This is a genomic window from Neoluteolibacter marinus, assembly GCF_014904755.1.
GTDB lineage: Bacteria > Verrucomicrobiota > Verrucomicrobiia > Verrucomicrobiales > Akkermansiaceae > Haloferula > Haloferula marina.
This window is the reverse complement of record NZ_JACZFQ010000076.1, coordinates 49,895-69,929: the sequence shown is the minus strand read 5'-3', so window position 1 is coordinate 69,929 and position 20,035 is coordinate 49,895. Positions and strand designations below refer to the sequence as shown.

Annotated in this window: 16 protein-coding genes; 7 read left to right on the top strand and 9 right to left on the bottom strand. The window is 66.1% G+C overall.

Annotation, left to right across the window (positions count from 1 at the left end; all coding sequences use genetic code 11):
* Positions 1-10: 10 nt before the first annotated feature.
* The 3 genes from IG178_RS15110 to IG178_RS15100 are packed head-to-tail and all read left to right on the top strand — an operon-like array spanning position 11 to position 5,819.
* Positions 11-745: a PEP-CTERM sorting domain-containing protein gene (locus tag IG178_RS15110; RefSeq protein WP_193213402.1), complete on the top strand. Its 735-nt coding sequence runs from the start codon at positions 11-13 to the stop codon at positions 743-745.
* A 50-nt stretch (positions 746-795) separates the two neighbouring features.
* The gene (locus IG178_RS15105; RefSeq protein ID WP_193213401.1) at positions 796-3,054 is read left to right on the top strand and encodes a hypothetical protein; all 2,259 of its coding nucleotides are present in this window, start codon (positions 796-798) and stop codon (positions 3,052-3,054) included.
* 32 nt (positions 3,055-3,086) lie between these two features.
* Positions 3,087-5,819, top strand: coding sequence for a sulfatase-like hydrolase/transferase (locus IG178_RS15100; protein WP_193213400.1), 2,733 nt, complete (start codon positions 3,087-3,089; stop codon positions 5,817-5,819).
* Positions 5,820-5,825: 6 nt separating this feature from the next.
* Here IG178_RS15100 and IG178_RS15095 read toward each other — a convergent pair whose 3' ends face one another.
* From IG178_RS15095 to IG178_RS15080, 4 genes are all read right to left on the bottom strand, one after another.
* Complete coding sequence (locus IG178_RS15095; RefSeq protein ID WP_193213399.1) at positions 5,826-6,794, bottom strand: ABC transporter permease; 969 nt, start codon at positions 6,792-6,794, stop codon at positions 5,826-5,828.
* Entirely contained in the window at positions 6,791-8,290 is a 1,500-nt protein-coding gene (locus tag IG178_RS15090; RefSeq protein WP_193213398.1) for a sugar ABC transporter ATP-binding protein, read from the bottom strand. The genes IG178_RS15095 and IG178_RS15090 overlap by 4 nt, the downstream gene beginning before the upstream one ends.
* A 3-nt stretch (positions 8,291-8,293) precedes the next feature.
* Positions 8,294-9,298, bottom strand: a complete 1,005-nt coding sequence (locus tag IG178_RS15085; protein WP_193213397.1) for a sugar-binding protein — start codon at positions 9,296-9,298, stop codon at positions 8,294-8,296.
* Between the two features lie 73 nt (positions 9,299-9,371).
* Positions 9,372-9,683 carry a type II secretion system protein GspG gene (locus IG178_RS15080; protein ID WP_226895468.1) on the bottom strand — a complete coding sequence of 104 codons (312 nt, stop codon included), beginning with the start codon at positions 9,681-9,683 and terminating at the stop codon, positions 9,372-9,374.
* A gap of 249 nt (positions 9,684-9,932) precedes the next feature.
* On the opposite strand from IG178_RS15080, the gene IG178_RS15075 reads away from it, so the two are divergent.
* Positions 9,933-12,398, top strand: a complete 2,466-nt coding sequence (locus tag IG178_RS15075) for a peptidase U32 family protein (protein ID WP_343225987.1) — start codon at positions 9,933-9,935, stop codon at positions 12,396-12,398.
* Positions 12,399-12,430: 32 nt separating this feature from the next.
* Here IG178_RS15075 and IG178_RS15070 read toward each other — a convergent pair whose 3' ends face one another.
* Entirely contained in the window at positions 12,431-12,799 is a 369-nt protein-coding gene (locus tag IG178_RS15070; protein ID WP_193213395.1) for a VOC family protein, read from the bottom strand.
* 144 nt (positions 12,800-12,943) lie between these two features.
* Between IG178_RS15070 and IG178_RS15065 the strand changes: the two genes are divergently transcribed.
* Both IG178_RS15065 and IG178_RS15060 read left to right on the top strand, forming a co-directional pair.
* Positions 12,944-13,708: a trypsin-like peptidase domain-containing protein gene (locus IG178_RS15065; RefSeq protein WP_193213394.1), complete on the top strand. Its 765-nt coding sequence runs from the start codon at positions 12,944-12,946 to the stop codon at positions 13,706-13,708.
* A gap of 308 nt (positions 13,709-14,016) precedes the next feature.
* Positions 14,017-14,370 carry an MmcQ/YjbR family DNA-binding protein gene (locus IG178_RS15060; RefSeq protein WP_193213393.1) on the top strand — a complete coding sequence of 118 codons (354 nt, stop codon included), beginning with the start codon at positions 14,017-14,019 and terminating at the stop codon, positions 14,368-14,370.
* Positions 14,371-14,380: 10 nt separating this feature from the next.
* Here IG178_RS15060 and IG178_RS15055 read toward each other — a convergent pair whose 3' ends face one another.
* Positions 14,381-15,787 carry an aspartyl protease family protein gene (locus IG178_RS15055; protein ID WP_193213392.1) on the bottom strand — a complete coding sequence of 469 codons (1,407 nt, stop codon included), beginning with the start codon at positions 15,785-15,787 and terminating at the stop codon, positions 14,381-14,383.
* A 19-nt stretch (positions 15,788-15,806) separates the two neighbouring features.
* Entirely contained in the window at positions 15,807-17,054 is a 1,248-nt protein-coding gene (locus tag IG178_RS15050; protein ID WP_193213391.1) for a hypothetical protein, read from the bottom strand.
* Positions 17,055-17,214: 160 nt separating this feature from the next.
* On the opposite strand from IG178_RS15050, the gene IG178_RS15045 reads away from it, so the two are divergent.
* Positions 17,215-18,492 carry an O-acetylhomoserine aminocarboxypropyltransferase/cysteine synthase family protein gene (locus IG178_RS15045; protein ID WP_193213390.1) on the top strand — a complete coding sequence of 426 codons (1,278 nt, stop codon included), beginning with the start codon at positions 17,215-17,217 and terminating at the stop codon, positions 18,490-18,492.
* 209 nt (positions 18,493-18,701) lie between these two features.
* On the opposite strand, the gene IG178_RS15040 is transcribed toward IG178_RS15045, so the two are convergent.
* Positions 18,702-19,493, bottom strand: a complete 792-nt coding sequence (locus tag IG178_RS15040) for an ATP-binding cassette domain-containing protein (protein ID WP_193213389.1) — start codon at positions 19,491-19,493, stop codon at positions 18,702-18,704.
* Positions 19,494-19,547: 54 nt separating this feature from the next.
* Positions 19,548-19,910 (bottom strand): RNA recognition motif domain-containing protein, encoded by a 363-nt coding sequence (locus tag IG178_RS15035; RefSeq protein ID WP_226895467.1) that lies wholly within the window; start codon positions 19,908-19,910, stop codon positions 19,548-19,550.
* Positions 19,911-20,035: the final 125 nt, after the last annotated feature.

Below are 20,035 nucleotides of genomic sequence, written 5' to 3'. Positions count from 1 at the left end.
CCTGCGCTCCATGTTCAAAACCACCGCCCTCTCGTCCTTCGCCATCGCCGGCCTGCTGACCTGCTCCTGCCCCGGCGCCATCTCGCTGTTCAACTCCGCCTTCGACGCCAACGTGGGTGCCACGGAGTTGGCGGGCAATACCGACAACACCAGCGGCAGCGCCACGGTGACGATCACCGACTGGTACCTCGACAGCGCCGTCACCGGCATCTCGGCGCTCACCGCCATCTCCACCGACAACGGCATCACCGCCGGTGGCTTCGCCCAGCTCCAGGGAGGAACCGCGGCCTATGCGAACGAGGACAACCTCTACCTCAGCCGCAACTCGTTCAACCAGGGCACCGCCCCGCGCCAGCGCGGCTTCAGCCTGACCTTCACCCTCGACAGCGCCCAGGACCTGCTCTCGCTGACGGTGCTCTCCGGCCACACCAACAACACCGGCATCCAGGACCAGGCCTATTCGTCTGACCTCGTCTTCTCGCTCGCCGGCGGAACCCTCGGCAGCGCGGTCACCGCCAGCATCACCGAGTCCTACGACAGCGGCCCCGCCTATCACCCGGTCGTCTTCGATCTCAACGGCACCTCGCTGGGCGCCGGCACCTACACGCTCGAAGTCTACCAGACCAACGCCACCGGTGGCTCCTACGCCATCTACGACGGCATCAACCTCGTCGCCGTCCCCGAGCCGTCGATCGCCCTGCTCGGCGGCCTCGGCCTGCTCGGGCTGCTCCGCCACAAGCGCTGAGCCGCCCTTCTTTCCCGCCAAAAAACCCAAAACCCCGCAGACTAGACCTCATGAAAACCCAACTTTCATTGGATCCCGCCATCCCCGCCGCAGCTTTCCTCCTGCTGCTTTCCGGCGCTGCCTCCGCCGAGACGATTTTCAGCTCCGGCTTCAACGGCCACACCGGCTCCGTCACGCTCGGCGGCAACACCGACAATACCAGCGGCAGCGCCAGCCTGAACCTCACCGACTGGAGCAACCATCCCTCGGTCACCTCGCTTTCGGCCCTGACCGCGATCTCCACCGGCGACAGCGGCACGAGCGGCGGCTTCGCCCAGCTCCAGGGTGGAACCGCCGCCTTCGCCGGGCCCAACAACCTCTACCTCAGCCGCAACCACAACCTCGACACCCTCCGCACCACCTCGAAGCGCGGCTTCAGCCTGACCTTCACCCTCGACGAGACCTGGTCGCTGACCACCCTCACCCTCGTCTCGGGCCACACCACCAACACGGGCAACCAGGACCAGGCCCTGGTCTCGACGCTCGTTTGTTCGCTGAGCGGCGGCACCTTGCCCGCACCGGTGAGCGTCGAATCGGTCCAGGACTACGGCGCCGCGCCCGCCTACCACACCGTTCCCCTCGACCTGTCCGGGACCTCACTCGACGCCGGCACCTACACCCTCGAGGTCTATCAGACCAACATGACCGGCGGCGGTGCCTACGCGATCTACGACGGCATCACGCTCGCCGGCGCGCTCGACGAGGACCAGGACGGTCTCGCCGACGACTGGGAAATCCTCCACTTCGGCAGCATCGGGGCCCAGGACGGCACCGGCGACCTGCTGCTCGACAACGACGGCCTGACCAACGCCGAGGAAGCCGCCCGGGGTACCGATCCGAACAAGGCCGACACCGACGATGACGGCCTCAACGACCGCGTTGAAACCGACACCGGGGTCTTCGTCTCCGCCACTGACACCGGCACCGATCCGCTCGACGACGACAGCGACGACGACGGGCTCGAGGACGGGGTTGAAACTTTCACCGGCACCTTCGTTTCGGCCGCCGACACCGGCACCGATCCTCTCTACCATGACAGCGACGGCGACACCTTGATCGACGGCTGGGAAGTCCGCTACGGGCTCGATCCCACCAGCACCGCATCGCCCGACGGCGAGTACGACGACCCCGACAACGACTTCGTCGAGAACTGGGAGGAACAGCAGGAAGGCACCGACCCCACGCTCCTCGACACCGACGGCGACGGCCTGGACGACGGCCTCGAACTGGGCACCACCACCGACCCGCTCAACCCGGACAGCGATGGCGACGGGCTCAAGGACGGCGAAGAAGACGCCAACGAAGACGGCTTCGTCGACTTCGATGAGACCGATCCGATGAATCCCGACAGCGACGGCGACCTCTACGCCGACGGCGCCGAGGCCACCGACGGCAGCGACCCGCTCGAGCCCTCGTCCGTGCCGTCGTACTCGATCCTCACTTCCAACTTCGACGGCAACACCGGCGCGGTGGTCCTCGGGGGCGTCACCGACAATACCTCCGGCGCGACATCGCTGGGCGTGACCTGGACCAAGGACGCCGCCGTCGGCACGGTGTCCGACCTGAGCGCCGTCAGCACCGGCGACAGCGGCACCCTCGGTGGCTTCGCGCAACTGCAGGGCGGCACCGCGCCCTACGCCAATGCCGACAACCTCTACCTCAGCCGCAACCACAACCTGGACAGCGACCGCACCACCTCGAAGCGGGGATTCAGCCTCGACTTCGAAATCAACAACCCGGTCGATGCCGGCCTGCTGACCATCCGCAGCGGCCACACCAACAACTCCGCGCTCCAGGACCAGGCTTACACCTCCAACCTGGTGTTCATCCTCGAAGGCGGCACCCTGGCCCAGCCGCTGTCGTCGGTCCGCAGCGTCGACTACAACACCGGCCCGGCCTACTTCGACATCAAGTTCAGCCTCGCCGGCACCACCCTCGGGACCGGCACCTACACGCTCACCGTCTACCAGACACGGATGTACGAAGGAGGCGCCTACGCCATCTTCGACGGCCTCCGGCTCGACACCGCCGCCATCGCACCCGCGCCGATCCTGGTGACCGGCAGCGGCTTCAACGGCGCGGCCTTCGAGATGACCGTCACCGGCCTCGATCCCTCGAAGCGCTACCTCCTCAAGCGCTCGGCCGATCTGACCGACGGCTACCCGGCACGCATCGGCCCGCCGGTCGCGCCCGCCGACATCACCGCCACCTTCACCGATCCCTCGCCCGCCGGAGGCCGCGCCTTCTACCGGGTCGAAGAGGCCCCGTGAGCCTGATTTTTCAACCTGCAATTCCCGATACCTTGATTCGCACCTTCGCCATCCTCGCCGCCGGCATCGCAGCCGCCCACGGACAGTTCACGCTCTTCTCCTCCGACTTCGACGGCAACACCGGGGCCCACGTCTTCACGAAAGACACCGACAATACCTCGGGATCGTCCACCCTCGGCGTGACCTGGAACTCCCATGCCTCGGTGACCGGGCTGACCGGCCTGACCGCGATCAGCACCGGGGACAGCGGCACCCTCGGTGGCTTCGCCCGGACGCAGGGCGGCACCGGCGCCTTCGCCGACGGGAACAACGTGTTCCTGAGCCGAAACCTCAACCAGGACACCAACCGGACCACGTCGCGGCGCGGCTTCAGCCTCGGCTTCACGCTCGGCGACACCTGGGACCTCGGCACCCTCACGGTGCTGTCGGGCCACACCAACAACAGTGCAACCCAGGACCAGTCGTACAGTTCGGATCTCGTGTTCACCCTCAGCGGTGGATCGCTCGCCAGCCCAGTGAGTTCCAGCGTCCGCGAAAACTACGGCACCGGCAGTACTTATCACACCGTCCCCTTCGACCTGGCGGGCACCACCCTCGGGCCGGGCAGCTACACGCTTTCGGTCTATCAGACGAACATGACCGAAGGCGGCGCCTACGCCATCTTCGACGGCATTACCCTCGAGGGCAACAACGGCGCGCCGCTGCCCCCGGCCATCGCCTCGTTCACCGCCAGCAAGACCTACGTGACCGCCGGCGGCAGTGTCGCCCTCAGTTGGCAAACGGAGGGTGCGGACAGCCTGGCGATCTCCCCCGCGCCGGGAGACGTCACCGCTTCGTCGGCGGACGGCGACGGCACGGCCCAGGTCACCGTCGAAGGTACCACCACCTACACCCTCACCGCCAACGGACCCGGCGGCAGCTCCACCCGCACGGTCGAGGTGGCCTCGGGCCCGCCGCGGCCCAACCTGGTGGTCTTCCTCGCCGACGACTACGGCCCGCAGGACATCGCCGTGCCCTTCTGCCTCGACTCCGGCGGCAACCCGGTCGGCTACAACTTCAACGCCTTCTACCAGACGCCCCATCTCGAGGCCCTCGCCGCCAACGGCATGCGCTTCACCTCGGCCTACGCCCAGTCCGTCTGCAGCCCCACCCGCTGCGGCCTGATGACCGGCCGCAACAGCGCGCGCCACGCGGTGACCGACTGGGTCGGCGGCGGCGGCGCCGGTTCGCCCGCCAACTGGCGCACCACCGGGATCAACGGCTCCGACGAGACCTTGCCCAAGCTCCTCAAGGCCGGCGGCTACCGCACCATCCACATCGGCAAGGCCCACTTCTCGAACGCCGCGACCCCCGTCACCGACCTCGGCTTCGACGTCAATGTCGCCGGCTTCCACTGGGGCCACCCGCACAGCGGCTACATCGGCTCTCCCGCCTACGGCGGCATGCCCGGCATGCAGGACTACGACGGCTCGATCTTCCTGACCCGCGCGCTCGGGATTGAGGCCAACAAGGCCCTCGACAGCGCGGTCGCCGAAGGCCGGCCCTTCTTCCTCAACATGTCCTTCTACGCCACGCACGCGCCCTTCACCACCAACCCCGATGCGACCGGCGACTACAGCGCCGGCATCAGCGCCGGCCACCGCGCGTTCGCCACCATGACGGAAGGCATGGACCTGGCCATCGGCGCGATCCGCCAGAAACTGGTCGATCTCGGCGTGGCCGAAAACACCCTCATCGTCTTCCTCGGCGACAACGGCAGCGACAGCCCCGCCGTGACCGTCGACGGCCTGCCCTCCGGCACCTTCGGCGACTATCCGCTGCGCGGGAAAAAGGGCTCGAAGTGGGAAGGCGGTTGCCGGGTGCCGATGATCGCCGCCTGGGCTGCCCCCGATCCCTCCAACCCGTTCCAGCAGGCTCTGCCGATTCCCGCCAACAGCGTCGAAACCGACATCGTCACCAGCTGGGACGTCCCGGTCACCCTGCTCGCAGCCTCCGGACTGCCTGCCGCCCCCGGCTTCGGCGAGGACGGCCACGACCTGTCCGGCTACCTCGCCGCGACGCCCGGCTTCCACCGCCCGCAGGAGATCACCGTCCACTACCCCCACGTCCATCGCAGCAACTACTTCTCGTGGATCCGCCAGGAGAACCTGAAGCTGATCTACAACTACCAGTCCAACACCCACCAGCTCTACGACCTCGCCGCCGATCCCACCGAGAGCAACGACCTCGCCGCGGCCCGACCCGAGACCGTCACCCGCCTCGCCCGCCGGCTTGCCCGGGATCTCGCCGCCACCTGGGGTGAACGCGGCCCCTTGATCCCGACCGTGGCCACCACAGCTCCCAATGGCAACGTGGTCTCGATCCCCGACAATCCTTCCGTCGACAGCGATGACGACGGCCTCGCGGACGTCCTCGAAGACCCCGACCTCGACGGTCTGGTCGATTCCGGCGAGACCGACCCCGACAACGACAACACGGACGGCGACGCCACCAACGACGGCGACGAGACCCGCACCGGCACCGATCCGCTCGACGCGACCAGCTTCTTCCGTGCGACCCCCGCCGCGGTCGCCGGCAGCCTGCTCATCAGCTGGCCCTCGAAACCCGGCGCTCTCTACCGCATCGAATCGTCGGCGGTCATGGATGCCTCGCCCTGGGACGAGGTCGCCGACGACGTTCCGGCCGGCGCGGGCAACGCCACGACCTACGATCTCGGATCCCCCGCCGGGAATGACCGGATGTTCTACCGCATCGTCATCAAGTGACGGCCCTCAGGCCCGCAGGCGCCGCCGCTCACGCCGGCGGTTGATCAGCTCGTCGGCGATCACCCCCGCGAGAATCACCAGCCCGATCACCGCATACTCCAGGTTCTGCTGCCGCGGGAAGACCAGCACGATCATGTTCCTCAGCACCTGCATCAGCGCCGCCCCGACCAGCACGCCCGCCACCGCGGCCCGGCCGCCGCGCAGGCTGCAACCGCCCAGCACCGCCGCGGCGATGGCGTAGAGCTCGTAAAAGCTGCCGAAGTCGCTCGGTTGCGCGGAGTTCACGTCCATCACGAACAACATCCCGGCCACCGCGGAAAGCAGCGAACAGATCACGTACGACGCGATCACCAGGCGGTCGGTCGCCACCCCGCTGAAACGCGCCGCCTCCTCGTTGTTTCCGAGCGCACGCAGGTGCCGGCCCCACACGGTCTTATTGAAAAACACCGCCGCCAGCACCGCCACCACCATCAGGATCACGAAGGGCATCGGGATCCCGAAGCCTCCGGCCAGCTCGAGCTTGCCCGCTCCCGCGAAGCGCAGCGCCTTGAAGCCGTTGCCGAAACCCAGCGACTGGTCGCCGGTCAGGCCGCGCATCATTCCCCGGTAGACGAGCAGGCCGCACAGTGTGACCACGAAAGGTTGCAGTTTCAGCTTCGTCACCAGCAGCCCGTGGATCAGCCCGATCACCACCGCACCACCCAGCAACAGCGGCAGCGCCAGCGCCGGATCCCAGCCCACCTTCGCCACCAGCCACGGCAGGCCGCAGCCGGTCAGGCAGACAATCGACCCGATCGACAGGTCGATCCCGCCGGTGACGATCACGAAGGAAACCGCGACCCCCAGCAGGCCGTAGAGCCCGATCCGCCGGATCAGGTTCTCGACGTTCGCGCCGTTCAGGAACGCATCGCTCGACAGCGCCGTGACCACGCAGGTCAGAATCAACAACAGCAGGATTCCCAGGGTCTTCTTCATGCCGCTTCAAAGTCTTTCGTGCCCGTCGCCAACCGCATCACCGATTCCTCGCTCGCCTCGCCGCGGTCCAGTTCGCCCGCCAGCCGCCCTTCGTGCATCACCAGCACCCGGTCGGCCATGCCGAGGACTTCCTCCAGGTCGCTGGAGACGAAAAGCACCGCCTTGCCCCGTTCCGCCAGCCCCGCCATCAGGGTGTGGATCTCGCGCTTGGCGCCGACGTCGACGCCGCGGGTCGGTTCGTCCAGCAACAGCACCGCCGGCTCCATCGCCAGCCACTTGCCGAAGGCGACCTTCTGCTGGTTGCCCCCGGAAAGCAGTCCCACCGCCTGCCCCGGCGCCGCCTTGATCCGCATCGCCTCGCCCATCCGCCGCTCGAGCTCATCGACGGCCGCTTCGTTGACCCACCCGCCGCGCCGCCGGTCGCGCCACAACGACGCCAGCGCCAGGTTGTCCGGCACGCCCATTTCCAGCACCAGTCCCTGGGTCTTGCGGTCCTCCGGCACCAGCGCCAGCCCGGCCGCGATCGCCCGCCGCGGGTTCTCCGGTTCGAATTCCACCCCGCGCACCCGGATCACGCCTGCCAGCGGCCGGTCGATCCCGAACAGGCACCGCAGCAACTCGCTGCGGCCCGCGCCGACCAGCCCTGCCACCCCGACCACCTCCCCGGCCCGCACCCGGAAACTGACCTCGTGGTCCGGCCAGTACGAGGTTCTTAGTTTTTCCACCTCCAGCAGCACTTCGCCGGGCACCCCGGCATGGCCCGGATAGAATTCCGACAGGTCGCGGCCGACCATCAGCCGGATCATCCGCTCGCGGTCGACCTCGCCGCGCGCGAGCTCGCCCGCATTCGCCCCGTCGCGCAACACGCTGACCCGGTCCGCCAGCTCCGTCACCTCGCCGAGGCGGTGGGAAATGTAGATCACCGCCACCCCGCGGGACTTCAGAGAGCGGATCACGCCGAACAGCACCTCGGTCTCCGCCTGTGACAAGGACGAGGTCGGCTCGTCCATGATCAGGATCCGCGCGTCGACCGACAGCGCCTTGGCGATCTCCACCTGCTGCAGCTTCCCCGTCGAAAGCCCTTCCAGCCCGGCCGCCGGATCCATCGCCAGCCCCGCCATCTCCAGGAAGCCCGCCGCCTCCCGGCGCATCCGGGTTTCATCGATGAGGCCGAACTTCCGCGGCTCGCGGCCGAGGAAGATGTTCGATGCCGCGTCGAGGTTCGGCGCCAGGTTCAACTCCTGGTGGATCAGCGCGATCCCCGCGTCCATCGCGTCCGCCACCGAGCGGAAGCGCACCGGCTTTCCGTCGATCCGGATCTCCCCCTCGTCGGCCTCCTGCACCCCGGCGAGGATCTTCATCAAGGTGCTCTTGCCGGCCCCGTTCTCACCGATCAGCGCCAGCACCTCGCCGCGCTCCAGCGTGAGATCGACGCCGCCCAGCGCCCTCACCCCGGAGTAGCGCTTGCCGATGCCCGATGCCTCCAGCAGCCGCATGGATCAACGCCCGAGCTTCGCCTTCAGGTCCGCGGCGAAGGCCGCCGCGTCGTCCTTGCGGATGATCCGCGCCGGGATGTCGATGAACCCGTCCGCCGGGATCACCGACTCGTCGCCCTTCGCCCACTTGGAAAGGATCTGGATCGACCGGTAGCCGTACTCGAAGGGATTCTGCACCACCGTGCCCTGCACCGTGCCCTCGGTGATCGCCTGCAAGGTTTCCTCCGCCTCGTCGAAGCCCACCACCTTGACCTGGCCCAGCTTGCCCGCTCGCTCCAGCGACTCGAGGATCAGCGGCGGATTGTAGACGAACAACCCGACCGCACAGCCGAGGTCGGGGTAGCGGGACAGCGTGTCGTCGACCAGCGCCTTGCCCTGCGCGCGGTCGAACTGGTCGGTCAAGGTGCCGAGGATCTGATACTTGTCGTTCTTCACCACCTCGCCCGGCGGATCGAAGCGGCTGGAATCCTCGCTGCGGCCCATCAGCTCGTCGATCACCCCCTGGCGGCGGCCCTTGGCATTGTCCTGTTCCAGCCGGCCGACGAAAATCATCACCGTGCCACCGTCCGGCAGGGCCTCCTTCACCAGCTGCCCGCACATCCGCCCGGCCTTGTAGTTGTCCATCCCCAGGTAGAGCCGGCGCTTCGACTTCGGCGCGTCGGAATCAACCGTCATGAACTTCGTGGTGTCCGCGGCCTTGTCGAGCACCTCGACCTGGTTGTCGGCATCGATCGGGCTCACCGCCAGGCCGTCGATCCCGCGGATCAGCAGGTCCTCGATCATCTGCTTCTGCTCGACCACGCCCTTCGACGGCATCAGCACCGTCACCTCCGCGCCGATCTCCTCGCCCGCCTTTTCCGCCCCGGCCTTGGCGATGTCCCAGAACGACGCGACGCCATTGGTCACGAAGGCCAGCGACAGCGCATCCTTCTTCTTTCCTCCGCATCCCGCCAGACCGGCACAAGCGATGAGCGCGGCCAGCGACCGCACGACTTGGGTTCTTTTCATCGTCAACCATGCAACGAAAGCCGCCTCGCGGGTGTCGAGCGGTTTCCTCCGGCTCGGCTTCCTGGCATTACGACTACCGCTCGAACAACTTGGCGAGGTCGTCCGCATTCCCAAACAGTCCGTCCGGACCCGCGCTTCGCAGCTCGAATCGATAGTGCGCGAGCGTCGCGGAAAATCTCAGGTAGCGGTATTCCTTCATCCATGGGTCCTGCGGAACGTTCTTCATCATCTGCATCCAGCTCTTTGGAACCGGAGCCGCTGTCGGCTTCGTGACAAGGGCCTGGAGTCCCTGTTCGGTCGTGGGTGGCACTTTCGCGTTGATCACGTAGGACTTAAGCGCGGACCCGAGCGCATGAAAATCCGCCTCCACTCGATGCGATTTCAAGTGCTCGGTGCTTGTAGGACGGAGCATCACCCAGCCCCCCGCGAACACCATGGGCGCTCCGATCGAAACCCCCGCCAACCATCTGAAAGTAGATCTCTTCATCGCCGTCTTCCCGGAAACCCCGCCCGCGCCACCTTCCGTCATCACAATCCTCTCCGCGTCCCTCCGCGACCTCCGCGCCTCCGCGGTGAAATCTTCATAGCCCCGGCTTACCACCCCCATCCCCGCCCTTCCCAAAGCCGGAAATTCGTGGCATCCGTCCCCATCCGCATGGCCACCGACCTCACGCCCGAACTTCTCAGCCCCGCCGGCAACTGGGACTGCGCCCGTGCCGCCGTCGCCGCGGGAGCCGACGCGATCTACTTCGGCATGCCGAAATTCAACGCCCGCCTGCGCGCCGACAACTTCACCGAGGACGATCTGCCGGAGCTGATGGAATTCCTCCACAAGCACGGCGTGAAGGGCTTCGTGGCGATGAACACCCTGATCTTCACCGGCGAGCTCGAAGCGGCCGCGCAGCAGCTTAGGAACATCGCCGCCGCCGGTGTCGACGCCCTCATCATCCAGGACCTCGGACTGGCGAAGATGGCCCGCGAAATCGCCCCGGGAGTCGAGCTCCACGCCTCGACGCAGATGACCATCACCTCCCCCGAGGGCCTGCGCTTCATCGAGTCCCTCTTCCCCCTCGAACGCGCCGTCCTCGCCCGCGAGCTCTCGCTGAAGGAGATCGGGAGGTTCCAATCGCTTGCCGACCCGCACACGCCCCTCGAGGTCTTCGTCCACGGTGCCCTCTGCGTCGCTTATTCCGGCCAGTGCCTGACCAGCGAGTCGCTCGGCCAGCGCTCCGCCAACCGCGGTGAGTGCGCCCAGGCCTGCCGCATGCCCTACGAGATCGTCGTCGACGGAGAAATCCAGGACCTCGGCGAGCACCGCTACCTGCTCAGCCCGCAGGACCTCGCCGCCGTCGACATGATCCCCGGCCTCGTCGAGGCGGGCGTGAAATCGTTCAAGATCGAGGGCCGGCTCAAGACTCCCGAATACGTCGCCGCGGTTACCCGCGTCTACCGCAAGGCTCTCGACGCCGCGACCGGCAAGGGCACCGACCCCGTCACCTCGTCCGACCGCTACGAGCTGGAGATGACCTTCTCCCGCGGCCTCACCACCGGCTGGCTCGGGGGAACCAATCACCCCTATCTCACCCACGGCCGCTTCGGCAAGAAGCGCGGCCCCCTGCTCGGCACCATCGCCGCCTGTGGCGGCACCTGGATCGAACTCACCGGCCGCACCGAGGTCCCGCTCAAGCCCGGCGACGGCGTGGTCTTCGACGCCGGCGAAAACCGCGACCTCGAGCAGGGCGCCAAAATCTGGAAAATCGAGGGCGAGCGCATCGTCTTCCACCGCACCTACAGCGGCATCAACTTCTCCCGGATCAAACCCGGCCACACGATCTACAAGACCTCCGACGAAAGGCTCGAGTCGGACATCCGCCGCTTCTGGCAAACCGCCAAGCTCCGGGAGCTCAAGCAACGGCTCGATCTCACCGTCACCGGCAATCCCGGCGAAGCGCTGGTGGTGGCCACCTGCGGTTGCGAGGTGCGCAGCGAAACGCCGCTGGCCCCGGCCTCGAAGCACGCGCTTTCGGAGGAAACCCTGCGCGCCCAGTTCGGCCGGCTCGGCGACACGCCGTTCGAACTCGGCGCCATCGACTTCCGGGTCGAGGGCGAATGTCACCTCGCCCTGTCCGAACTCAACCGGCTGCGCCGCGCCCTGGTCGACCTCCTGCAGGAAGAAGCGCCGGCTCCGGCCGCGAACCGCGGTGCCAGCCGCGTCACCGTCACGGATCTCCTTCCCCCCGTTCCCGCCCCCCCGGTCGAAGATCCGCAATTGTCCGTCCTCTGCCGCACCCTGCCGCAGGTCGAGGCCGCCCTCGACCGCGGGGTCGCCGTCATTCACTGCGACTTCGAGGACCCCCGCCGCTACAAGGAAGCCGTTGCCCTCGCCGCGTCGTCGCCGTCCACGATGTCCCTCGCCACGCCGCGGATCCTCAAGCCCGGGGAAAACGGCTACCTCAAGTTGATCGAGCGCGCCGAACCCGGCGGCGTGCTGCTCCGCAACCTCGCGGCGCTCGACTACTACAAGGATCGTGGCGAACTCCTCAAGACCGGCGACTTCTCGCTCAACGTCGCCAACCCGATCACCGCCCGCCTCCTCAGGGAGCACGCGAAGCTCGACCGCCTCACCGTCTCCTACGACCTCAACATCGGCCAGGTCCTCGACCTGCTCCATGGCGCCCCGCCGGAATGGTTTGAGCTCACGCTCCACCAGCACATGCCGATGTTTCACATGGAGCACTGCGTGTTCTGCACCTTCCTGAGCAAGGGCACCACCTACAAGGACTGCGGCCGGCCCTGCGAAAGCCACGTCGTCCACCTCCGCGACCGGGTCGGCCAGATGCACCGGCTGATGGCGGACGTCGGCTGCCGCAACACCCTTTTCAACGGCCGCGCCCAGACCGGTGCCCGCTTCTACGACGAGCTCCGCGACACAGGCCTCGCGAAATTCCGCATCGAGCTTCTCGACGAGGACGACCTCGGCGCGCTGCGCACCATCACCGCCTACCAGGATTTCATCGCCGGCAAGACCGACGCGGTCACCTTGCTCGACAACGTCAAGGCGCTCGAAAAACTCGGCGTCACCGAGGGCACCCTGGCCTGACCGGCTTCAGGCCGTCGTCAAACGCCACCCGCTCAATGCCCCGGCTTGCGCCGGTGGATGCCCACGGAATTGCCGTCCGGGTCGCGGACAAAGGCCATGTGGCACACGGGCGTCTCGATCGGGCCGAAGTTGAACTCCACCCCCGCGGCTTTCAGCTCGGCGATGGCGCCGTCGAAGTCCTCCACTTCCAAGGCGACGCTGCACCCGTCGCGGCTCGGGTTCATGCCCGGCGCCACGCCGATCGCGAGCGTCCCGGCGCCGATGTCGTACTCCACCCAATGGCCGCCCTCCATTTCGTGATCCATGGTCGCGGTCAGCCCGAGCACCCCCTCGTAGAACAGGCGGGCGCGCGCCATGTCGGTGACCGGATAGCAGGAGAAGGAGATTTCTTGGATGTTCATCGTTCGACGGGGTTCAACAAGTTGATGGCCCCGGGACTCCGGGAATCCAAGAAAGATATCTTCCCGCCCGGGCGCCCGTCATGCTGCGGGAACAGGCGGATCATTGGGCTTCCCGGGAAGGGGGCCGGATTCCATGGTTCCCGGGTGAAGAATCTCCTCCTGGCCACCGCCGCCTTCCTGACCCTTGCCCTGCCCGCGGCCCGCGCCGCCGCCTACGCCGAGGCGATGATGCACGCGACCTTCAAGCTCTTCAACAAGGACTCGACCGCCACCTGTTTCCTGCTGCGCGACCAGGACCAGGTCTTCCTCGTCACCGCGGCCCACACCCTCGAGAAGGCCAGCGGGGAAACGTCGATCATCGTGCTGCGGGAACCGGGGGAGAATGGAACCACGGTGCGCAAGGACGTCACGATCCCGATCCGCGAGGGCGAGCGGGCGCTGTGGACGAAGCATCCTGCCCGCGACCTCGCGGTTCTCGCGGTGAACCTGAAACTCGCTGCCGACGCCACCCTGCCGCTTGCCGCGGTCCAGGCCGGGGCAATGCCCGGATTGGGCGATCCGGTGATGGTCCTGACCTACCCGGCCCGGGTGGAAGCCAATGGCGCCGGCTTTCCGATCGCCCGCCACGGGGTCGTCGCCAGCTTCCCGGCAGCCCCGGTCGCCGACGACCCGGTCTTCGTCCTCGACATCAACTCATGGGACGGCGACAGCGGGGGGCCCGTCTTCCGCGACGATGGCACGGGCAAGCCGCGGATCGTCGGCCTCGTGATCGAGCGGATCAATCACGTCGAAACCATCAAGAGCGAACGCGAGTCGCGGAAGATCGAAACCCCGATGGGCCTGAGCAAGGCGCTGCACGCCCCCCTGATCCTGGAAACGATCGAAAAAGCACGCGCCGCCGAACGTTGAGCCTCCGGGCGTTGCATTGAGGCTTCCGGACCGGGCATTTTGCACCGAACAGGGGACCTAACAGCCCGCGGATGCGATAAAACCGTTTGGCACCGGGACTGCGAGAACGTGTTCCGTCCGGCGAGGCGATCCTGCCGACCCGGGCGAAAATCCCTAACACGTTCCATGAATCACTCCATCTTCTACATCATCGGTGTCATTGTCGTCATTGTCGTCGTGCTCAAGGTCCTTGGACTCTTCTGACCGACACCCTGCCAGCGCCGCGACAACGCTTGGCGAGGCAGCCGGCATCGGGAAGACTCCGCGACATGGACCTCCCCGATGCCATCGCCCGCTGCCTCGCCAAGCCCGGCGTTCAAGAGACCACGCCTTTCGGCCCGGACGTCCTCGTCTACAAGGTCGGAGGCAAGATGTTCGCACTGACATCGCCGGACGACTTCCCGCCGAAGATGAACCTCAAGTGCGAACCCGGGCGCGCGGTGGAGCTGCGCGAGGAGCACGCCGCGATCAACCCCGGCTACCACATGAACAAGCGGCACTGGAACACCGTCACGCTCGACGGAACCTTGCCTCCGCCGCTTGTTCGCGAGCTGATCGACCACTCCTACGACCTCGTGTACGCAAAACTGCCGACCGCAGTGAAAACCGCGATCGGCAGCTGAAGGGGTCAGATCACTTCTTCTCGTCGGGAGCTGCCACCGGCATCTTCCGCTGGATCAGGAAGATCCGGTTTTCGCGGTAGGTGATGACCGCGTCGAGCTCGCGCATGAAGTCGGCACCGAACAAGCCGACGTGGTCGAGATCGCCCTCACGGCCGCGATTGAGATCCGTGGAAAGGATCTTGCGGTTGGTGAGGACGGCGTCGCCCATGGTCAGCTTCGGGATGATGGTCACCGCCGCGGGGGCCTTGCCACCGATGCCGTAGACCCACACGTCAAGATTGCCGACCTGGCAGCCGTATTTCTTGGCCGCCGGCAGGTGCAGGCAGGTGCCGTCCGCTCCAGTGTCGATCATGTAGGTCACGTCATTGTCATTGAGCGTGCCGTCGACGAAAATGTGGGTGCCACGCCGCTCGTATTCGAACGACTGGTATTTCCGCAGCTCGAGCAGCTCCTGGATCGTCAGGCTCTGGCAGTGTTTGAGGAAGAAAGCACCGGCTTCGCTCCAGTCGGAAACGTAGCGTGCATCCGCCTCGATGAGCCTTGAAACCGGCAGCTTGAGCTCCTTGCCGTTGACCAGCTTGAGGGTCACCACCGTCGGGGTCTTCGACGCCACCTCGCCGCGGTAGGTCTTGTTGTCCTTCGTCTTGAAGACGCGGTAGGACATTTCCTTGTCGCCCTCGACGGCATCGGCACCGCCCTCCACCACCTCTTCGTCGGACTTGTCGGGACGCATGAAGATGCGCCGCTCGGGGTACGAGATGACAGCATCGAGCTGGCCCATGATGTCCGCGCCGAGGATCGCGTCCTTGCCCACCTTGACGCCTTCCGGCAAGCCGTTGGCAAGGTCGGTGGCGAGGATCTTGCGGCCCTTGAAGATCGAAGACCCGAAGGAAATGGTCGGGACATCGCACCAGCCGGCCGGGGCGTCACCGGCCACCCCGTGAATGACCTCGTCGAGCGGACCGACCTCGCAGTTCGCGTCATTGGCGAAAGGGATGTGCAGCAGGCTGGTGCCGGCACCCGTGTCGATGAGGAACTTGCCCTGCTTGCCGTTGAGCTTGCCGTCGATGAAGATCGAGTTGTTCTCGAAGCGGAAGACGAAGGACTCGTAACCGCGCAGCTCAAGCAGCTGGCGGATGGTCAGGCGGCTGCAATTTTGCAGGAAAACGGCCTTCTCCTTGTTCCAGGACTTAACGTACGCGGTGTCGTCCTCGTTCAAGCGATCGAGCGGCACGGTGATGCGCTTGCCGGTGCTCAACAGCAGCTTGACCTCCTTGTCGTCCTTGTCGACGAGGACGGCGGGGATCGCCTTGCCGTCGGGACCGGTGAAGTCGCGGTATTCGATGTCGCCGGATTCCAGGCCCGGGCTGAGAGAGGCCAAGGCCAGAAAGGCGGCGGCAAATAGGGATGGTTTCATGATGAGGTGGTGGATTCGGTTACTTGAAGTCGCCTTCCTTGATAAAGTTCGTCCAGTCGGCCTCGAGGGCCTCCACCGATTCGAAACCGAAGAGCCGGGCGATCTCGATCGTGGCGGGAATCTGGTTGGACGACTCGATCCGGCGGACCATGGCGGCAAAGCTGTTGAGACGCTGCGGGTTGCTCTGCATGTAGCAGGCGAAGGAATAGATCAGCACGAGGCGCTCGGGCGTGAGGTCCTCGGTCTTCCATTGGAACATCGGCTCGAGCTCGGTCTTGACCTTGCCCTTCCGGACCAGTCCCTTGAGCGTGCGGCTCCACGAGGTACCGTCCTCGAAGCCCTTCTTCTCCGAGAACTCCTTGGAGGTTTCGGTGACCGCAATCAGTTGGGTCTCGCTCTTGCCCGCCAGCGACATTTCCTTGAAGTAGCCGTGTCCGGTCAGGACCGCGAAATAGCCCTGGGCGCCGAAGCTGCTCACCCCGCCGAGCTGTTTCGAAAGCAGCGACTTCGCGAAGGTGTGGATCACGAACGGTGCCATCGCCTTCTTGAAGAGCTGGGGCTGCGTGATGTTGTAGTACATTGCCGTCGGAAAAACATTGTACTCCTCCGTCATTTCCTCGGAAAGGTTGATCGAGGTTCCCGCCCCCTTGTCCCAGGTCATCCCCACATCGACCGCAATCGCATCCTTGCCCAGCGATTTCAGGTGCTCCTGGTACCAGGATCCCACCGCCGCGTGGGCGGTGCGGTCTTCGGCGAGGATCACCAGCATCTTCTTGTCACCCCAGTCGCGGCGGAAGTTCATGTGCTGGAAGGCCATGCCGTGCCACAAGCGCTCGGCGGTCTCGGCGACCGCCTGGGCGCGTACCTTGCCCGCGCTCGCCAGCAGGAAGTGCTCGCTCTCCATCAGCTCGAACTTCCCTTCCTTGGCGGTGCCGAAATCGAGGGTCTTGTCCTTGATCGACTTGAAGGTCTTCGAGTCGATGCGCACCTGCTTCTCGGGCTCGCCGAGTTCGCCGGTGATCAGGATCTTCGGGTCGGCGCCGCCGACCTCGACCAGGTACTGCCGGTCGGCCAGGCTGAGGTCGTTGACCTTGAGGACGAGTTGCTTCGACTCCGGACCGAGGAGCGTCGCGCTCTCGCCGTCCAAGCTGAGAAACTCCGCCTCGATGGTACTCCCCTTGCGGGAAGTCCAGATTCGGGTGTCACCGGCCTCGGCCGACGAAAGGAGGATGGCGGCCAAACCGCACAGTACTGGGATCGTTTTCACAGCTGACTTGCTAAACGACGGAACCCGAGTCTCCAGTCTAAAAACCGATTGATTTCCCGGGATTCCTGCAGGTTTTGCCGATTCCCTTTCGCGTAGTTTGCGGGGCAATGAACTTTGGAATTCCCATCACCGCATCCCCGGCCTTGATTCATGACCCATCATGAAACTTGAGACCCTTTGCCTCCACGGCGGGCACACGCCCGATTCCGCCACGCACTCGCGGGCCGTCCCGATCTATCGCACTTCCGCCTACGTCTTCGACAGCACCGAACACGCCGCGAATCTTTTCGCCCTCAAGGAACTCGGCAACATCTACACCCGTCTCCAGAACCCGACCACCGATGTGCTGGAGAAGCGCGTGGCCCTTCTCGAGGGCGCACCCGAAATGGGCGGCCTCGGCCACGCTTCCGGCACCGCGGCGATCTTCAATTCCATCGTCAACCTCGCTGCCGCCGGCGACAACATCGTCTCGGCGCGCAACCTCTACGGCGGCACCTACACCCAGTTCAACGACATCCTCCCCGCCCTCGGCATCGAGGTCCGCCTGATCGACTCGAACGACCCGGAAAACTTCGCCAAGGCCACCGACGACAAGACCCGCGCCTACTTCTGCGAAACCGTTTCCAATCCGGCCCTCGAGATCACCGACCTCAAGGCGGTCGCCGACATCGCCCACGGCAAGGGCTTGCCGCTGATCGTCGATGCCACCTGCTCGACGCCCTACCTCACCCGCCCGATCGACCACGGCGCGGACATCGTCGTCCACTCGCTGACCAAGTGGTTCGGCGGCCACGGCGCCGGCATCGGCGGGATCGTCGTCGACTCCGGGAAATTCAACTGGGCCGGCGGCCGCCACCCGCTCTTCGACAACCCCGACCACTCCTACCACGGGCTGCGCTGGGGCCATGACCTGCCCGCGCCGCTCGCCCCGCTCGCCTACATCCTGCGCATGCGCACGGTGCCGCTGCGCAACCTCGGCGCCTGCATCGCCCCGGACAACTCGTGGTTCCTGCTGCAAGGGATCGAAACGCTGCCGCTGCGGATGGACCGCCACTGCGGGAATTCCCTCGCCGTCGCCCGGCACCTCAAGCAACACCCGAAGGTCGACTGGGTGCGCTTCCCCGGGCTCGAGGACGACCCGGAATACGACAAGAATCGTACCTACCTCGCGGGCAAGGGCGGTTCGGTCGTCGTCTTCGGGATCAAGGGTGGCGCCGCGGCCGGCGCGAAGTTCATCGATTCGCTGAAGCTCGTCTCCCACCTCGCCAACCTCGGCGACGCGAAGTCGCTGGCCATCCACCCCGCCAGCACCACCCACAGCCAGCTCACCGAGGAACAACAACGGGCCGGCGGCATCACCCCGGAGCTGGTCCGGCTGTCGATCGGCATCGAGCACATCGACGACATCCTCGCCGATCTCGACCAGGCGCTCGGCTGAACGCGGGAGCAATACCCGCGGGAACATCCCAAGGGAGCGCCGACTTCAGTCGGCTTGGACAGACATGGGGAGCGCCGGCATCCTGAGGAACTGTTCTGCAACGCCTTGGAGAAAATCCCTTGCGGATCGTCTTCCGTCGCCCTGGAAGGGCCGGGGCTTTTTCCTCCGGTCCGTCCAAGCCGGCTGAAGTCGGCGCTCCGTCCTCCACACTACCCCGCGGGCCTCACCTCGCACCATCCGCGGCTCCAGGCCACCCGCAGCGGCAGGCCGAACAGGTCAGAGAGGACGGCGGGCGCAAGCACCTTCCGCTTGTGCCCGTCGGCGCGGATCCGCCCCCGCTCCAGCAGGATCACCCGGCCGATCTCCGGCGGGATCTCGCCGGGGTGGTGGGTCACCAGCACCAGGGTGTGCCCATGGTCCGCGAGTTCACGCATCACCGCGGTGAGCCCCATCCCGGCGGAGAAATCGAGCGCGGTGGAAGGTTCGTCCAGCACCAGCACCGGCGGATCGTGGACCAGCGCGCGGGCGATCAGGAAGCGCCGCCGCTCACCCGAAGACAGCGTGCCGAAATCCCGGCCCGCCAGGCCCAGCACGCCCAGCCGCGCCATCGCCCGGTCCGCCGCGTCCTTTTCCGCCTTGCTGAAGCGCATGTCGCGGGTGCGGCCGAAGGCGCCCCGTAGCGACGACAACACCACGTCGCGGGCAAGCTCCTCCGGATGGAATCTCGCGACGTCCTCCGGCATCACGACCCCGATCCGGTGCCGCAGTTCCTCCAGCGACCACAGGGCTTCGCCGAACAAGCGGCACACGGTCCCCGGGCTGGCCTCGGGCCGGACCTCCCCGGTCAACAGTTTCAGCAGGGTACTCTTGCCCGCACCGTTCGGCCCCAGGATGGCCACGCTCTCGCCATGACGGAGCTGCAGCGAAAAGTCTCGCAGGGCCGGGGTCTCGCCGCGCCACACCGTCGCGCCGCGGATCTCAAGGAAGCAATCCTCTTGCACGCCCCGATGGCGGCGGGAAGGGACGGGAAAGGCCAGCTTTTTCCCTTTCTCCGCTCAGATCGACTTGTAGCGGATCTTCTTGCCGTCGGGCCCCACCGGGCGATCGTCGACCGGACGCATCTTCTCCACCTTCATCGACACCCACTTCGGACGATCCGCGGGATGGCCGCCGCGGCGCTCCTCGGCCTCGTTCACCTTGAGTTCACGGCCGTCGATTTTTTTCCGGTTCAGCGCCTCCATCGCCGCTTCAGCCTCCTCACGTGTTTCGAAGGTCACAAAGGCAAATCCGCGCGGCTTGCCGGTTTGGAAATCTACCGGACGCTGATAGTCGAGGATCGTTCCGAGTCCCTCCAGGGCCTCGCGGATTTGTTCTTCAGTGGTGTCGTAGGAGAGGTTGCCGATAAACAGTTTCATCATGGTGTTTCATTCCGCCCGGGACTCCACCGCGACACAGCGCTTCAACTCGCAACGACCAAAATTTCCTTCAACCGCCAAAGCAAACGACCCATGCCCGGAACGGGCAGCATTTCCGGAGCCTCTCA

Bases quoted from the DNA above. Each gene is read 5' to 3' on its own strand.
- IG178_RS15035 (WP_226895467.1), bottom strand. From the start codon at position 19,910: ATGATGAAACTGTTTATCGGCAACCTCTCCTACGACACCACTGAAGAA.
- IG178_RS15055 (WP_193213392.1), bottom strand. From the start codon at position 15,787: ATGAAACCATCCCTATTTGCCGCCGCCTTTCTGGCCTTGGCCTCTCTC.
- IG178_RS15085 (WP_193213397.1), bottom strand. From the start codon at position 9,298: ATGAAAAGAACCCAAGTCGTGCGGTCGCTGGCCGCGCTCATCGCTTGT.
- IG178_RS15110 (WP_193213402.1), top strand. From the start codon at position 11: ATGTTCAAAACCACCGCCCTCTCGTCCTTCGCCATCGCCGGCCTGCTG.
- IG178_RS15090 (WP_193213398.1), bottom strand. From the start codon at position 8,290: ATGCGGCTGCTGGAGGCATCGGGCATCGGCAAGCGCTACTCCGGGGTG.
- IG178_RS15095 (WP_193213399.1), bottom strand. From the start codon at position 6,794: ATGAAGAAGACCCTGGGAATCCTGCTGTTGTTGATTCTGACCTGCGTG.
- IG178_RS15070 (WP_193213395.1), bottom strand. From the start codon at position 12,799: ATGAACATCCAAGAAATCTCCTTCTCCTGCTATCCGGTCACCGACATG.
- IG178_RS15105 (WP_193213401.1), top strand. From the start codon at position 796: ATGAAAACCCAACTTTCATTGGATCCCGCCATCCCCGCCGCAGCTTTC.
- IG178_RS15060 (WP_193213393.1), top strand. From the start codon at position 14,017: ATGGACCTCCCCGATGCCATCGCCCGCTGCCTCGCCAAGCCCGGCGTT.
- IG178_RS15045 (WP_193213390.1), top strand. From the start codon at position 17,215: ATGAAACTTGAGACCCTTTGCCTCCACGGCGGGCACACGCCCGATTCC.